The following is a 15,899-nucleotide window of genomic DNA, read 5'->3' on the forward strand; positions in this document are numbered from 1 at the left end:
TTCAGTGCCCGCGTCGGGGACGCGCGCCTGTCCGGCGCCGACTTCGTCGAGTTCGATGAGAGCGGCAGGATCACCGACTTCATGGTGATGATGCGACCCATCGGCGCAGTGCAGGTCCTGGCATCGGAAGCGGCCAAGCGCATGGCGGCGGGCTGACCGCGGCAGGACGCGATCAACCGGCCGCGCGGCCGACCGCTCCGGCGGCTCGTCCCGGTCACCTGCCCCCGCTCAGCCGGCAGTCCGGCGGTGGCGCCGGTAGTGGCGGGCGGATCGGGGCGGTTGCCGCAGAGGAGGGTCGAGCCTCAGGCGGCGGCTGCAGGGGGTGCCGGGAGCCTGCGGCAGGCGACGGGGCGCCGGGGGTCCTGGTGGACGCTGGTGACCAGTATCCGGACGTCGTCGTCCTCACTGATCTCGGCGCGCACGATGCCGGTCTCGTCGCAGTAGACGAAATGGCCGCCCGGGCCCCTTGCCTGCGTGCGCCGCACGACCACGACGTCCTCGTGACCGCGAACACCCCCGGGGGCGGGCGCGACGAAGACCAGTTCGCGGGCATCCGCGTCTACGTCGTGCTGGTCCATGGGAGTCCTCCTGAGATCGCAGGCGCGCCGGGTGCCGCCCGGGCACCGGTTGTCCGCGCGGGCATGTTTCGTGTGAATACTTCCGTTACGTACCCCGTTGCGCGGCCGCGATTCACTTTTTGTTCCGCGAGGAAGCGCCGCGCAGCCGGCGACCCCCGGAACGTCCGGCCATCCACGGGTTGCGCCGGCGGGCAGGTGCTGATCGAGTGAGGCGGCGGCCTCGGCCGAGCCAGGAGCTGTGGGAGTCGATGATCCGAGGCTTCCCCAACCTGCGCGACCGCGGCTGCGAGTACCTGAACACCGCTGGACGGAGAAGGGGTCAACCTCGATGAAGGCCATTGTGGTAACCGACCAGGCTGCGGGAACGGCCGGGATGACGCTGACGGACCGGCCTGAGCCGCTCGCAGCGATCAACGACGTCATCGTTCAGATCCATGCATCGGGCTTCGTCCCGACTGAGATGGAATGGCCGTCGACCTGGACCGATCGCGCAGGCCGCGACAGGACACCGTCGATCCCCGGCCACGAGCTGGCCGGAGTGGTCACCGCCCTCGGCTACGGCACGACGGGGCTGTCCGTCGGGCAGCGGGTGTTCGGCCTCGCCGACTGGCACCGCGACGGAACCCTGGCGGAGTACGTGGCGATCGAGGCACGCAACCTCGCACCGCTTCCCGGTGACGTCGACTTCACGGTGGGCGCGTCCTTGCCGATCTCAGGTCTGACCGCGTGGCAGGGGCTGTTCCAGCACGGCCGCCTTCAGGCCGGCCAGACCGTCCTCGCCCATGGCGCGGCCGGGGCAGTCGGGACGATGGTGACCCAGCTCGCACGTGAGGCCGGCGCTTACGTCATCGGCACCGGACGCGCCGCCGACCGCGAGAAGGCGATCGACTTCGGCGCGCACGAGTTCGTCGACCTCGAGAACGACGCGCTGAAGGACGTCGGCGGCGTCGACCTGGTCTTCGACGTCATCGGTGGCGACATTCAGAAGCGGTCCGCTGCCCTGATCAGGGCCGGAGGAACACTGGTGTCCGTCGTCGGCGCGATCGAGGCGCGGCCCGATGACGGTTTGGCGGTGGACTTCGTCGTCGAGGCCGATCGTGGCGAACTCAACGAGATCGTGCGGCGGGTACGGGACGGACGGCTGCGGACGAACATCGATCACGTCGCGAGTCTCGACGATGCCGTCGACGCCCTCAATCCGACCGCGCGACGCCGCGGCAAGACGGTCATCCGCGTACGCCCGTAGGGGTGGTGGCCACGAGCCGGCTGGCTGGTCATCCCCACGGTGTAAGCGATGAAGCGGCTCGGTCGCGGCGCCGCCGGACTCACCGCGCTCGCGGCCATCCTGACCGGGCCGGCCGAACCGTTCACCGAGAGCCCGGTCCTCGAATCGATCGACGCCTACGGCTGGCTACTGCCATCAGGCCGCAGACGGCCTGGCCGGCTCCGGCGCCGGCCGCGGCACCGGAGCGCACGATGGGATTCACGCCAGCGCCATTCCCGGGACGCGCCGGCGGATGGCCTCCATCTCGGCTTCGTCCGAGACGCCCTGCCAGTCGTACCGGGGGGTGTACGGGGCCTCCAGGGCACGCACGTCGTCGTCGGTGAGCTGGATGTCGAGCGAGGCCACGGCCTCGTCGATCTGCCGGGCCGAACCGGCGCCGACCAGCGGCGCGGTGACGACCGGCTGGCGTCGCAGCCAGGCGAGCGCGACCTGTGCGCGACTGACGCCGTGGGCCTGCGCGACCTGCCCGACGGCGTCGATGATCGCGTGGTTGGATGCCTCCTCCCCGGGCGAGTAGAGCAGGTCCGCGTAGGCGCCGTCCGTCTGGGAGCGTACCGTCGAGCGGGCGTCCTCCCACGCGCGGGCGAGGCGGCCGCGGGCCAACGGCGACCAGATGATCGTGCCCACGCCCTCGTCCAGGCACAGCGGGATCATCTCGCGCTCCTCCTCACGGGCAAGGAGGTTGTAGTGGTCCTGCATCGACACGAACCGCGCCCAGCCGTTCTCCTTCTGCAGGTGCAGCGCCTTCGCGAACTCCCATGCGTGCATGGACGAGGCGCCCAGATAGCGGACCTTGCCGGCCCTCACGAGGTCGCTGAGCGCCTGAAGGGTCTCCTCCCACGGCGTGGAGCGGTCGTTGCGGTGGATCTGGTAGAGGTCGATGTAGTCGGTGCCGAGGCGGCGCAGGGAGTGGTCGACCTCGGTCATGACCGCCTTGCGCGACAGGCCGCGGCCGTTGGGACCCAGCCGCATCGGATGGCGCAGCTTCGTGGCGATCACTACGGCGTCGCGGTCGGCGAATTCCTTGAGCGCGCGGCCGAGGATCTCCTCGCTGGAACCGTTGGAGTACATGTTCGCGGTGTCGAAGAAGTTGATCCCCGCCTCCAGCGCGTGCCGGATGAGCGGCCGCGCGTCCTGCTCGCCCTTCGACCAGACGGGGTGCCCGCGGTCGGGTTCGCCGTAGGTCATCGCGCCGATGGCGATCGGGGACACGTCGAGACCGGTCGCGCCGAGCTTGATGTATTGCATGACGCTCCTTAAAGTATGTGGAGAGCTCTCCATATAACGTAGTGGAGAACTCTCCACTTAGCAAGGTGAGGTTCCGTGGTCCGCTCAGACGCCCGAGAGAACAGGGCGCGCATCCTCGCCGCCGCACGCGAAGCGCTCACGGCGGACGGCACCACCTCGATGAACCAGATCTCCCAGCGCGCGGGAGTCGGCGCGGGCACGCTGTACCGCAACTTCCCCACCCGCGAGTCGCTGGTCCTGGCCGTCTACCAGGACGAGGTGGCCCGTATCGTCGCCACCGTGCCCGACCTGCTGGCCCGGATGCCCCCGCTGGAAGCGCTCCGCGAATGGACGATCGACCTCGTCCAGGCCATGCGCAGAAAGCACGGCCTCGGCGACGCCCTGGGCCCGGGCGCGCACCAGACCGTCAACGAGCAGAGCTACGGACCGGTCATCGCCGCGATCACACAACTCCTCGACGCCGGCAGGCGGAACGGAAGCATCCGCCCGGACGCCGACCCGGGGGACTTCCTCCAACTCACCGGCGCACTCTGGCGCACCGCGTCCGGCCCGGAGGACAGGGCACCCCACATGCTCGCGCTCATCCTCGACGGGCTGCGTGTGCAACGGTGAACGAGCCGCACGCGGCAGGGCCCGGCGCGCTCAGCGGTTTCCCGGCCGGGATCCGTGCCTTGTCGCTACGCTGGTCAGAGCGCACGGTTCGGTCACGGTCGAGGGCACGGCGGGTCGCCGCGCCCCGAAGGGGGACCCATGTCGGACGGCACAGCTGGGCCGCCGCGCCCGCAACCGGAACGTATCGCTACGGGGCGGGATCTCGCCCGGGAACTCTCGCTGGCCCGTGAGGCGGCCGGACTGACGGTGCGCCAGTTGGCGGACAAGGCTTCGGTCCCGCGTGCGACTGTCCAGGGCTATCTCAGTGGGGACCACCTTCCGCAGCCGGGTTACCTCGGCCCCTTCCAGCGGATCCTTGCGGCCTGCGGCGAAGGCGGCGTTCCGGAACGGACGGCGCAGTGGGTCGAGGCACTGGCCCGCGCCCGTCGCGCACCCGGACGGCGGCCCGCGTCCAGTCCCGCCCCGTACCGGGGCCTGGCCGCCTTCGGCGAGCTCGACGCGGAGTGGTTCCACGGACGGACGGATCTCACCGCACTCGCTGTGGAGCGATTACAGCAGCGCCTGGCTCACGGGGGCGGCCCCCTGCTGGTGGTCGGACCCTCGGGGGCCGGAAAGTCCTCCCTGCTTCGGGCCGGTGTCGTACCCGCGCTGAAGCGTGCCGGACGCCTCACAGCGGTCCTCGCGCCCGGACCCAGCCCGTTCCGTGCCTATGAGGCCGCGCAAGCGGTGCTTGAAGCACAGGCCGCGGAGGCCGCGGAGGCCGCCCGGGACGCCGGCGCGCGGGACCGGTCGAGGGTGCTTGTCGTCGACCAGTTCGAGGAGGTCTTCGCACGCGAGGTCGACGACGAGGAGCGGCAGCGGTTCATCAACGCGGTCTGCACCCCGCAGCCCGGTCTGGCCGTGGCGCTCGGAATGCGAGCCGACTTCTACCCGCAGGCACTACGTCACCCTCTGCTGGCCGAGGCGATCCAACGGGACCAGGTGGTGGTCGGCCCGATGTCGACCGAGGAGCTGGCAGAGGCCGTCACCGGGCCTGCCCGGCTGGCCGGCATCGACGTCGACCCGGCCCTGGTCACGCTCGTACTGCGCGAGCTGGTGCCGCGGACCAGCGGCGTCGCTTCCGCCGCGGCGCACGATCCGGGTGCGCTGCCATTGCTCTCGCACGCGTTGCGGGCGGCATGGGAGCGGCACCGCGGCGGCCGCCTGACGGTGGCCGACTATGTGGCGGGCGGCGGCATCGCCGGCTCGATCGCCCAGAGCGCGGACACGATCTATGCCGAGCTGTCGGACTCGCAGCGAGAGACCGCGCGGCGGCTCTTCCGGCGGCTGGTGCGCACCGAGGACGACACCGCAGACACCCGTCGCCGCGTCCCGCTGACCGAGATCATGGACGCCGGTGTCGAGGCAGACGCTCGATCCGTCGAGGCCGTCCTGGACCGGTTCACGGCTGCGCGCCTGCTGACCATGGGTACCGGCACCGTCGAGATCACCCACGAGGCGCTGCTGACAGCATGGCCGCAGCTCCTCGACTGGCTCGACGCCGACCGGGCCTGGCTACGCCTGCACCGCCGCCTGGGCGCGGCCGCCGAGGAGTGGAGCACCTCCGACCGGGATTCGGACCTGCTCTTCCGCGGGGGCCTGCTGCAGATGATCCGCGAGTGGGTCGAGGCCCGCGGCTACGGCAGAGAACTGAACGGCACCGAAAGGGAATTCCTCGCCGCAGCGGTGCAGTTCCAGCTGGAGGAGGAGCGCCGCTCCCGCCGCCGGGTTCAGCAGCGCTACCGACTGCTCGCGCTGCTGGCCGTGTTCGCCGTCCTCGCCGCCAGCGTCGGCGCGTTCGCGCGTGAGCAGCAGCTGCAGAATCGGCGCGAGCAGGACGCCGCGCTGTCGCGTGCGGTGGCCCACGAGGCCGACAGTCTGCGCGACCACGACGTGGCGCTGTCCATGCAGCTGGCGCTGGCTGCCTACCGGATCTCCCCGACGTCGGAAGCGTTGTCCAGTCTTCTGGACTCCACCGGCACCACACCCGACACGCAGCTGCGGCCGAGCTCGGGCGGCGCTGAGTCGGTGGCGGTCGTCGGAGCGGTCCTGGCAGTCGGGACCAGCGGCGGCGCCGTCCAACTCTGGCGGGCGGCGAACAGCCGCATCACCGCCATCGGACCGCTGCTTGACGTTTCTTCGGGTGTCCCGGCGGGCGGCGTCGTGGGGGTCGCCTTCGGCCACGGGGGACGTTTGTTGGCGGCCGTCGGACCGGATGACGGTGTGCACCTGTGGAACACGGCTGACCCCGCGCACCCGCAGGCCCTGCCCACCTTGCGAGGTTTACGGGCCAAGGCTGTCACCGTCGCGGTGAGCGCCGACGGCCGCAAGGTGGCGGCCGCGGCGGCGGACGGCTCGATCCGGCTGTGGGATCTCGACTCCACGGACCTTGCAGGCCAGGCACTGCCCGCCACGGGCGAGCGCACCGGCGCCGGGCAGGCAGCCGAGAGCCTCGCCTTCACCCCGGACAGTCGCACCCTGGCTGCGGGAGAGGATCCCGGCGTGCGGCTGTGGGATGTCGCGGTCCCCGGCCGTCCCCTCGCGCTGGCGGTCCTGAACACCCCCAGCAGCATCGTCTTCTCGGTCGCGCTCAGCCCTGACGGGCGGACACTGGCTGCGGGCACGGGCGCGGGGCACGAGATATACCTCTGGAACATCGCCGACCCCGTACACCCGAGGTCTAACGGCGCCCCGCTGACCGGGCCGACCACCTGGGTCAACACCGTCGCATTCAGCCCTGATGGCCGGACGCTGGCGGCGGGTTCGTCCGACGGGCGGCTGTGGCTGTTCGACCTGGAGACCCGGCAGGCCCTCGCGGAGCTGCCGCACCCGCAGCCGGTCACCTCGGTGCAGTTCCTGCCGGACGGGACTCCTCTCACCGTGACCGTCGACAACGGCACCATCCACTGGTGGCACACGCCGGGCCCACTGATCACCGGTGCCAGGGACGCAGTCTTCGCCGTCACCTTCGACGCCGACGGACACCGGCTCGGCGTTGCCGCCGGCGCCTCCGACGACACCCTCACGGTGTGGAACCCCCGCGACATCCACGTTCCGGTCCGGCTCGGCCCCCCGTTGGTCGGCGACCCGGGGCAGGGCAGGTTCTCCGGCTCCGGCGCGCTCTCTCCCGACGGAAGGGTCTTCGCCGTCGGTGACCTGGACGGCACCGTGCAGCTCTGGGACATCGCCGACCCGGAACACCCGGCCCGGCTCGGAGCTCCGATCAAGGCGGCCACGCAACTGGTGGAGTCAGTCGCCTTCAGCCAGGACGGCAGGCTGCTGACCGTCTCCTCCGACGACGGCACCGTGCACCTCCTGGATGTCGCCGAGCCGCGGGACCCGGTGATCGCGGCCACGATCACCGTCCCCGGGCAGGGCGAGATCCTCCAGGCGTCGGTCGGTCCCGGCAGCCACCTGCTGGCGGTCGCCAGCAGCGATGGCCACGCCTACCTCTACGATCTTGCTGATCCGCACCGACCCACGCTGGAAACCACGCTGGGCGCCTTCTCGGCCCCCGTCTACTCGGTCGCCTTCGACTCGGGCGGCGGCTTACTGGCTGTCGGCAGTGCGGACGGGACCGTCCAGCTGTGGAACCTCTCCCGTCCCGGACATCCCGTCAGCTACCAGCAGGAGCTCAGCGGCCAGATCGGCTACATCTACTCGCTGGCCTTCGCCCCCGACCGCGACCTGCTGGCCGTGAGCGACAACGAGGACGGCAGCGTCTGGCTCTGGGACCTCACCTCGCCCCGAAGTCCTCGACACGTCGCGACCCTGGACGGCCCAGCGGGCGGGATCTTCTCAGTGGCCTTCAGCCCCGGCGGCCGCAGTCTCGCGGCCGGGGGCATCAACCACACGGTCCAACTGTGGGACACAGACCCCGCTTCAGCCGCGAGGTGGATCTGCATCCTCGGCAGCCGGCCGCTGACCCGAGCGCAGTGGACACAGTACGTCCCGGGCCGCAGCTACCAGCCGCCCTGCGGCTGAGTGCGGTCACCGCCCCGACGGCCGGACATCGGTTCGCTGCCACCGCCCGGGTGACAGCAACCCTGTCAGCAATGCCCGACCGACGTCTGGTTCGATACCTGGTTGGCGATCATATAGCCCTGCCCGTACAAGGAGTTGACCTTGAACCAGCGGTTGGTGCCGTCCCACCACTGGCTGTCGGTCCAGCAGATCATGCTGACCGAGGTGAGCCGGGGCATCTCGAAGTAGATGCCCCCGGTGTTCGGGGATACGGACAAGCTGCAGCTGGAAGTGTTGCAGTAGGAGGGGCCGTACGCGGACGCCGTCGGCGCGGACGCCACCACCGCAACCCCCGCGAAGGCACCGGCAGCCAGGACCGCCGCGATCGTACGCACTGGCCCTCTGCCCGGGTTGCGCCTCGGCTCAGTACCGCCGTGCCTGGTATCCCTGATGTGTCCGACCATGTTCATGGTGTTGCACCTTCCTCGGGTCCGGTGTGGTACGGACGACCGGGGGCGCCCGGAGCCGTGCGGCCCCTCCCCCTCCCCCGGTCGTCCGTCGGATCCCACCAGAACAGTCCGCTCGGCATCCGCGGAAGGCCGCAACCAATGCCTGGACAGAGCCGGACAATGCTCGGACAGCCTCGGACACGTCGCCATCAGAGGCGGACAGGTCATCGGTGGCACTTCTGCTGCTGGGGCCCCGCCCCGCACAACCTACGGCTGCACCAACCATGGCCACTGCCACCGCGACCCGTGCTGCGGCACCGGCCGGACGCCCGGAACACCGCACGACCAACTCCGCACCGAACTGCTCCACGCTCGCGCCCCGACACGCTGCGCTGAACCGAACCAGCCCGGCCCCTCGGAGATCCGTGCCCGTGCATCACGGCGGCCTGAAGGCGGTGGTCGGACCTGGGGTGCGACGACCCCGGGCATCTGACGCCTGGACGACATCGACTCGTGCTCCGGGAGGGATCGCCTTCCCCACTAGGGGGTTCGCGCGTCGTGCTCTTCACGGTTTGCGAGCACCTGATCCATGTTGGACTGCGCCCAGCTTCTCAACCCGCCCGTCAGGTGGTGGAGTGAGAGGCCGAGGTCGGTCAGCGCGTAGGTGACGGTGACCGGGACCGTGGGCGTCACGGTGCGGATCAGCAAGCCGTCGCGTTCGAGGGCCCGAAGGGTCTGGGTCAACATCTTCTGACTGACGCCGGCCAGCAGCCGGGCGAGTTCGGAGTAGCGCATCGCCTTCGGAGCGGGTGATGCACCGGGCCGGTCGGGCGTATCACCACTCAGCGCGCACAGGATCAGGACGACCCACTTGTCCGAGATCCGGTCGAGTAGCTGGCGGCTGGGGCACATCGCGAGGAACGCGTTGTAGTCCGCCCTGACCTGCGCTGACTTGTCGGCCTTCGTTGTCACCGGTCTCGCCGCCACTCTCTGGGTTGGTTACGCACTCCAAGGTGCCTACTTCCCAAAAGGGAGTAGCTCTCCAATCATTGTGCAAGCGGTCAGGAGATACCACCCCAGGCACGAAGAAGCGAAAGGCACTGCGATGAACACGCCCTCCACTCCTCTTCCCGGCGGCACCTGGATGCTGGGCGGCTCGACCGTCCCCCGGTTCGGCTACGGTGCCATGCAGCTCGCCGGCCCAGGGGTCATGGGACCGCCCGCCGACCACGACGGCGCACTGGCCGTCCTACGCGAGGCCGTCACCCTCGGGATCACCCATATCGACACCAGTGGCGCCTACGGACCGCGCATCACGAACGAGCTGATCCGCGAAGCGCTGCACCCCTACCGGGAGACCCTGGTCATCGCCACCAAGGTGGGCGCAACCCGCGACGCACACGGCGGTTGGCCCACCGCCCGGCGTCCCGAAGACCTGCGCAAGCAGGTTTACGAGAATCTCGAATCCCTCGGCGTCGAGACCCTCGACCTTGTCAACATGCGCATGGGCGACGCTCAAGGTCCCCAGTCCGGCTCGATCACCGAAGCATTCGAGACGCTCGTCGGCCTCCAGCGGGAAGGCCTGATCCGCCACCTCGGCGTCAGCAACGTCACTGCGGAGCAGGTCGCCGAAGCACGCGCTATCGCCCCGATCGTATGCGTGCAGAACATGTACAACCTCGCCCACCGCCACGACGACGACCTCATCGACCGACTCGCCACCGACGGGATCGCCTACGTGCCGTTCTTTCCTCTGGGAGGCTTCGCGCCGCTGCAGTCCGAAGCCCTCTCCCGGGTCGCTGGCCGGATGGAGGCGTCGCCGATGTCGGTGGCGCTGGCTTGGCTGATGCAGCGCTCGCCAAACATCCTGCTCATTCCCGGCACCTCGTCCACCGCCCACCTGCACGAGAACATCGCAGGCGCCGGGCTTTCCCTGTCTGACAAGGACGTGGCCGAGCTGGACGACATCGGCCACTGAGCCCTTCTCGAATCGGCCCGTTGCGTCGGGTGCCGGCAAGATCGCCAACTGCCCCTGAATGCACACTTTTACGGCCCGGCCGGTGCCGGCTCCGCACGAACGCGGCACCGGCCGGCGGACCGGCGGACCGGCGGCGACCGGACAACGGCGGCGCCGGCCGGTCCCCAGCGGGCCTGCGCAGAGGAACGGCCGGGAGCACTGCAACGGCATGCAGCCGTGCGGGCGAGCCGGAGCAGCTTGCCTCCTGGACGCGGCGGCTCTGCGCGCGGCCCGGCCACCGGACCCGCATGCCTACTGGCGGCTCGGGAGCATGGCGAGTGCTTGGGACCGCTGGGCGACGAGCTCGTCGTAGGTCCCGTCACGCTCGGCCCACCGGTGCATGAGCACAGCCTTCACGAGGATCTGGTGCGGAGTGGGCTCGGCCCGCAGCAGGTCCATGACCTCCGTGGCGAAGTCGTCCAGCGCGAGCGCGTTGGGGTTGCGCTGCGCCTGCTCCGGCGTCGTGGCCACAGCAGGGGGCACGAGTTCGGCGACCTCGACGCCGGTACCGTCCAGTTGGGCGCGCAGCGCCTCGGAGTAGGCGTGCACGGCAGCCTTCGAGGCGGCATAGGTCGGCATGACCGGGAAGGGCAGGAACCCGATGCCCGAGCTGACCGTGACGACGGTGCCGGCGCCGCGCGCGATCAGGTGGGGGGTGAACGCGTCGATGACGCGGACGGTGCCGAGGAGATTGACGTCGATCGTCTGCTCCGCTGCGCTGAAGTGCCCGGGATCGCGCAGGTCTTCGAGGATCATGACTCCGGACATCGTGACGACCGTGTCGAGGTCCGGATGGCTGAGCAGGACCGTGTCGCGAGCGCGGTCGACGCTCGCCTGGTCGGTCACGTCGACGGGAACCGTGCCGAACCCCTCCGCGCTGATCCGGTCGAGCAGGTCGGTGCGCCGGCCGCCGACGATGACGGTGCTGCCGGCCGCGGCGAAACGCCGGGCAAGCTCCAGGCCGATTCCCGAGGTGCCTCCGGCGATGAAGACGGTGCGGTTGGTGATGTCCATCGATGTGCTCCTGCTTCAGGCGCCGGCGGCGACAAGCCTGCCCGCGCGGTCGATGAGAGTTCCGGTCACCGCTCCGGGCTTTCCCGCGGCGACGCCTTCAGTGTCGATCCGCGCCCCGGGCGCAGGTAGGACCCCCGTCTACCGGGGTCTTGCCCGACCGGGGTCCTACCAGGGCCCCCCATCACCGCACGGTCCCGAACTACGATGCTTGACATGAGCGACGACGACCACGCCAACCGGCTCGGCGGCTACCTGCGCGCCCGTCGGGCGCTGGTCACCCCGGACCAGGCCGGGCTCCCGGCGGGGGCGAACCGCCGCGTCCCCGGGCTACGCCGGGAAGAGGTCGCCATGCTCGCGGGCATCAGCGCCGACTACTACCTGCGACTCGAACGCGGCCGCGACAAGAACCCGTCACTCCAGGTCATCCAGTCCCTCGCGCGAGTGCTGCACCTCGACGAGCTCGAACAGGAGTACCTCCTCGGTCTCGCCGCCTCACGCCCGCGGCCACCACGCCGCCGCAAACCCGAACGCGTGCCCGCACGGCTGCACCACCTCCTCGCGAGCGTGCAGGTCCCCGCGTTCGTGGAAGGCAAAGCCTTCGACGTGCTCGCCTCCAACCCCCTCGCCGTCGCACTCTCCCCACGCCTCCAGCCCGGACACAACCGCCTCAAGTCGCTGCTCCTCGATCCCGAGGAACAGGCGTTCCAGCAGGACTGGATGCGCTCCGCCGAAGCGTTCGTCGCCGCCTTCAGAAAGTCCATCGGCGATGACATCGACGACCCCCGCTTCGTGGAGCTGGTCGGCGAGCTGTCCCTGTCCAGCGAGCGGTTCCGAAGCCTCTGGGCACGCCACGACATCCGCGGCCTCGACGGCGGAACCGCCGACGTGACCCACCCCGTCGTCGGCGAACTGCACCTGCACCGGGACAAACTCCCCGTCGACGGCCTGCTCCTGGTCCTCTACTACGCCGACCAGGACAGTGAGAGCCACGAGAAGCTACGCCTCCTCGCCTCCCTGGCCGAGACGGGAACCGCCCGGGTGGAAACGGGTGGATCGGATATCCGCACCTGAGACTTGCGACCGGCGTTCGTCGCCACCGACCTCGCACAGGGCGTCGCCGAGACGGGCACGGGATCGCCCCTGATGGTGTCCCTTGGACGGGGTGACCACCCCTGGTCACGGAGCGGCCATCTCGCAAGTCCCTGGGTGGAACGGCCAGTCCACCAGGAAGGTATGCGATGGCCTTGTCCCGGTCCGGCCCACTCCGGCTGGCGGTGCCGTAGTATGTCGTCCAACCGACGACTCAGCTCTGGTCAGCGAAAGGGTGACAGCCATGGACGCTCAGGAGACCTCCGGCGCCGGGCCGGCCTCGTTCCTGGCCGCCGCTGCCGCGCTGGGCATGATGGACGCCGCCGCCCGCACCGCCCGCCACGCTCCCGCGGACACCGCCGCCCAGCGCGACCCCCAGCAGGCCCTGGCCGCGCTGCTGATGCTGCGCCACCTGCGCGAGCAGCTCGCCGGTTGGGAGACCGGGCTGATCGAAACCGCCCGAGGCGCCGGTGCCACCTGGGCCGACCTGGCCGAACCGCTCGGCGTACAGAGCCGGCAGGCGGCCGAGCGCCGCTACCTGCGCCTGCGCCCCGACAACGCCGCCGGCACCACCGCGGGCAGCACCGGCGAGCAGCGTGTCCAAGCGGCTCGCGACCAACGGGCCGCCGACCGCGCCGTCATCGCCTGGGCCCGTGACAACGCCGCCGACCTGCGCCGCCTGGCCGGACAGGTCAGCTCCCTGGACGACCTTGCCGGCAGTGCCGCCCCCGCCGTGCAGCACCTGCTGAACGCCTTGGGCGACGACGACGCAGCCCAGCTCCTGGCCCCGCTTGCCGAGGCCCGTCCCCACCTCGGTGCAGACCACCCGGAGATCGCCGACCGGCTCGACGCCTTCACCGCCCACGCCGATCAACTGCGCGCCGACAGCGACCAGGCACGCCGTATCCCGGACGATCCACCACCCCGCCGGCGATGACCCCCGACGGCGCAGGAAGCACCTTGCCCGCCCAGCCCCCCTTCCGTCGCTCGTACGAACCCGAAGGAGAACGACCCGTGCCCAGCCAGGCCGAAACGCTGGAGTTCCAGGCGGAGACCCGCCAGCTGCTGCAACTGGTGATCCACTCGATCTACTCGAACAAGGACATCTTCCTGCGCGAGCTGATCTCCAACGCCTCCGACGCCCTCGACAAGCTTCGCCTGGAATCGCTCACCGACACCGACCGCGCCGTCGACGTCTCCGACCTCCACATCGAACTGGAAGTCGACCGGGACGCCCGCACCCTGACCGTGCGCGACAACGGCATCGGCATGACCCGCGACGATGTCGTCGAGCTGATCGGCACCATTGCCAAGTCGGGCACCGCCGGCCTGCTCGCCAAGATCAAGGAGGCCAAGGACGCCGACGCGGCGCAGAGCCTGATCGGGCAGTTCGGCGTGGGCTTCTACTCGTCGTTCATGGTCGCCGACAAGGTCACTCTCCGCAGCCGCCGGGCCGGCACCGACCAGGGCACGCTCTGGGAGTCCGACGGCGAGGGCACCTACACCATCGCCGAGGCCGAAGGCCTGCCCGTCGGCACGGCCGTCACCCTCCACCTCAAGGCCGAGGACAGCGAGGACGGGCTGGGCGACTACCTGGCCGACCGGAAGATCCGTCAGATCGTGAAGCAGTACTCGGACTTCATCCGCTGGCCGATCCGCCTCGCCAAGGAGGCCGACACCGACGGCGAGGGCGAGAGCGACGGCGCGGCCGAGTCGGAGACGCTGAACTCGATGAAGGCGCTGTGGGCCCGCCCTCGCAGCGAGGTGACCGAGGCCGAGTACAGCGAGTTCTACCAGCAGATCAGCCACGACTGGCAGGCCCCCGCCGAGACCATCCACATGCGGGCCGAGGGCACCTTCGAGTACGAGGCGCTGCTGTTCATCCCGGCCCAGGCCCCGTTCGACCTGTTCTCCCGCGACACCCGGAGCGGTGTGCAGCTGTACGTCAAGCGCGTGTTCATCATGGACGACTGCGACGCGCTGATGCCGAACTACCTCCGCTTCGTCAAGGGCGTCGTCGACGCCCACGACCTGTCGCTGAACATCTCCCGCGAGATCCTGCAGCACGACCGCCAGATCAGCGCCGTTCGCCGACGCCTCGTCAAGAAGGTGCTGTCAGCGATCAAGACCATGCAGACCGGCAACGCCGACGCCTACACCAAGCTCTGGGAGCAGTTCGGCCGGGCCCTCAAGGAAGGCCTCATCGAGGACCGCGACAACACCGAGGCGCTGCTGGCACTGGTCTCGGCGGCCTCCACCCACGACGCGGCCGGGACGACCACGCTGCACGATTACGTGGCACGCATGAAGGACGGCCAGGACGCCATCTACTACCTGACCGGCGAGAACCGGGCGATGGTCGAGAACTCCCCGCACATGGAGGCCTTCCGCGCCAAGGGCTACGAGGTCCTCATCCTCACCGATCCCGTGGACGAGGTCTGGGTCGAGCAGGTCCCCGCGTTCGACGGCCACCGGTTCCAGTCCATCGCCAAGGGCCAGGTCGACCTCGACCCGGCCGACGAGGAGGACGAGCAGGCCCGGACCGACAAGGCGCAGCGCGAAGAGGACTACGCGGCTCTGCTGCTCTGGCTGCAGACCACGCTGGCCGACCATGTGAAGCAGGTCCGTCTCTCCACTCGGCTGACCACCTCTGCGGCTTGCCTGGTCGGTGACGCCCACGACCTCACGCCCACCCTGGAGAAGATGTACCGGGCGATGGGCCAGGAGCTCCCCGCAGTCAAGCGCATCCTCGAACTCAACCCCACCCACCCCCTCATCACCGCGCTGCGCCGGGCCCACGACGCGAACACCGACGACCCGGCTCTCGCGCAGACCGCCGAACTGGTCTACGGCAGCGCTCTGCTCGCCGAGGGCGGCGACCTGCCCGACCCCGCCCGCTTCACCCGCCTGCTCACCGAGCGCCTCACCCACACCCTGTAACCCCATGGGGCCGGCCGGCCGCAGTCCGCCGTCGGCCGGCCCCGTCCTCGACCCTCAGCAGATTGCTGACAGGCCGTCACTCCTGGGACAGCGAAGGTGTGGCCGAGAAATTGCCGCGGCCCGACAGCTCGGGGCTGATAGTAGGGGGCATGAAAGACGAGACCATCACCCCCCTGGACCGGATGCTCGCGGAACGCGCCTGTGAGCGGATCATCGTGGACTTCATCCACCGCCTCGACCTCGGTGATCCCGGCGCCGTGGCCGAGCTGTTCACGCCCGACGGTGTCTGGGACTGGCCGTTCGGTGATCGACGCATCGTGGGACGCGAGGCCTTGCGGACGTACTTCGCATCCCGTCCGGCAGACAGGCTCTCGCGTCGTCTGATGACGAATCTCCTGGTCACGGTGGAGTCCGCGACGACCGCTCGGGCCGTCTCGTATCTGACCACGTATCGGGTCGACGGCTACACGGGCGGGATGATCGAGCCCCGCCCCCCCGGTGAACGTCGGCCACTACGAGGACACCTTCCGCAACGTCGACGGCAGCTGGCTCCTCGCCGGCCGGACCGTCTTCCTCCCCTTCGGCGCCGAGACGCAGCGGGTGGGGTGATGCCGGTCCCGCCCTGCCTGTGCCGCGTCCGGGGATGGCGCCGTCGTCGCCGACCG

The 15,899-nt window shown here is 70.1% G+C and carries 12 protein-coding genes and 1 pseudogene; 8 read left to right on the forward strand and 5 right to left on the reverse strand.

Annotated features, from left to right (window positions below):
* Window positions 1-302: 302 nt before the first annotated feature.
* Window positions 303-578 carry a DUF6296 family protein gene (locus TR46_RS34375; RefSeq protein ID WP_042410147.1) on the reverse strand — a complete coding sequence of 92 codons (276 nt, stop codon included), beginning with the start codon at window positions 576-578 and terminating at the stop codon, window positions 303-305.
* A 328-nt stretch (window positions 579-906) separates the two neighbouring features.
* Between TR46_RS34375 and TR46_RS34380 the strand changes: the two genes are divergently transcribed.
* On the forward strand, window positions 907-1,824 hold the full coding sequence (locus TR46_RS34380; RefSeq protein WP_042410150.1) for an NADP-dependent oxidoreductase: 918 nt from the start codon (window positions 907-909) through the stop codon (window positions 1,822-1,824).
* A gap of 237 nt (window positions 1,825-2,061) precedes the next feature.
* Here TR46_RS34380 and TR46_RS34385 read toward each other — a convergent pair whose 3' ends face one another.
* On the reverse strand, window positions 2,062-3,111 hold the full coding sequence (locus TR46_RS34385) for an aldo/keto reductase (protein WP_042410151.1): 1,050 nt from the start codon (window positions 3,109-3,111) through the stop codon (window positions 2,062-2,064).
* Between the two features lie 75 nt (window positions 3,112-3,186).
* Here TR46_RS34385 and TR46_RS34390 point away from each other — a divergent pair, with 75 nt between their 5' ends.
* Together TR46_RS34390 and TR46_RS34395 are read left to right on the forward strand one after the other, a co-directional pair.
* The gene (locus TR46_RS34390) at window positions 3,187-3,723 is read left to right on the forward strand and encodes a TetR/AcrR family transcriptional regulator (protein ID WP_042410153.1); all 537 of its coding nucleotides are present in this window, start codon (window positions 3,187-3,189) and stop codon (window positions 3,721-3,723) included.
* Window positions 3,724-3,861: 138 nt separating this feature from the next.
* The gene (locus TR46_RS34395) at window positions 3,862-7,746 is read left to right on the forward strand and encodes an nSTAND1 domain-containing NTPase (RefSeq protein WP_042410154.1); all 3,885 of its coding nucleotides are present in this window, start codon (window positions 3,862-3,864) and stop codon (window positions 7,744-7,746) included.
* A 65-nt stretch (window positions 7,747-7,811) separates the two neighbouring features.
* Here the strand turns inward: TR46_RS34395 and TR46_RS41785 are convergent, their stop codons facing one another.
* Both TR46_RS41785 and TR46_RS34405 read right to left on the reverse strand, forming a co-directional pair.
* Complete coding sequence (locus TR46_RS41785) at window positions 7,812-8,003, reverse strand: hypothetical protein (RefSeq protein WP_152626853.1); 192 nt, start codon at window positions 8,001-8,003, stop codon at window positions 7,812-7,814.
* A 711-nt stretch (window positions 8,004-8,714) separates the two neighbouring features.
* The gene (locus TR46_RS34405) at window positions 8,715-9,146 is read right to left on the reverse strand and encodes a winged helix-turn-helix transcriptional regulator (protein ID WP_042410158.1); all 432 of its coding nucleotides are present in this window, start codon (window positions 9,144-9,146) and stop codon (window positions 8,715-8,717) included.
* A gap of 133 nt (window positions 9,147-9,279) precedes the next feature.
* On the opposite strand from TR46_RS34405, the gene TR46_RS34410 reads away from it, so the two are divergent.
* Window positions 9,280-10,152, forward strand: coding sequence for an aldo/keto reductase family oxidoreductase (locus TR46_RS34410; RefSeq protein ID WP_042410161.1), 873 nt, complete (start codon window positions 9,280-9,282; stop codon window positions 10,150-10,152).
* 291 nt (window positions 10,153-10,443) lie between these two features.
* On the opposite strand, the gene TR46_RS34415 is transcribed toward TR46_RS34410, so the two are convergent.
* A complete protein-coding gene (locus tag TR46_RS34415; protein WP_042410164.1) occupies window positions 10,444-11,205 on the reverse strand; it encodes an SDR family oxidoreductase in 762 nt (253 codons plus the stop codon).
* Between the two features lie 213 nt (window positions 11,206-11,418).
* Here TR46_RS34415 and TR46_RS34420 point away from each other — a divergent pair, with 213 nt between their 5' ends.
* The 4 genes and pseudogenes from TR46_RS34420 (at window position 11,419) to TR46_RS34435 (ending at window position 15,843) form a co-directional block, all read left to right on the forward strand.
* The gene (locus TR46_RS34420) at window positions 11,419-12,276 is read left to right on the forward strand and encodes a helix-turn-helix domain-containing protein (protein ID WP_042410166.1); all 858 of its coding nucleotides are present in this window, start codon (window positions 11,419-11,421) and stop codon (window positions 12,274-12,276) included.
* A gap of 262 nt (window positions 12,277-12,538) precedes the next feature.
* Window positions 12,539-13,231: a hypothetical protein gene (locus TR46_RS34425; protein WP_042410170.1), complete on the forward strand. Its 693-nt coding sequence runs from the start codon at window positions 12,539-12,541 to the stop codon at window positions 13,229-13,231.
* 77 nt (window positions 13,232-13,308) lie between these two features.
* Window positions 13,309-15,234 (forward strand): molecular chaperone HtpG, encoded by a 1,926-nt coding sequence (htpG, locus tag TR46_RS34430; protein WP_042410171.1) that lies wholly within the window; start codon window positions 13,309-13,311, stop codon window positions 15,232-15,234.
* Window positions 15,235-15,383: 149 nt separating this feature from the next.
* A pseudogene (locus TR46_RS34435) lies at window positions 15,384-15,843 on the forward strand (nuclear transport factor 2 family protein).
* Window positions 15,844-15,899 lie beyond the last annotated feature (56 nt).

It is taken from the genome of Streptacidiphilus carbonis, from assembly GCF_000787775.1.
GTDB classification, from domain to species: Bacteria; Actinomycetota; Actinomycetes; order Streptomycetales; family Streptomycetaceae; genus Streptacidiphilus; species Streptacidiphilus carbonis.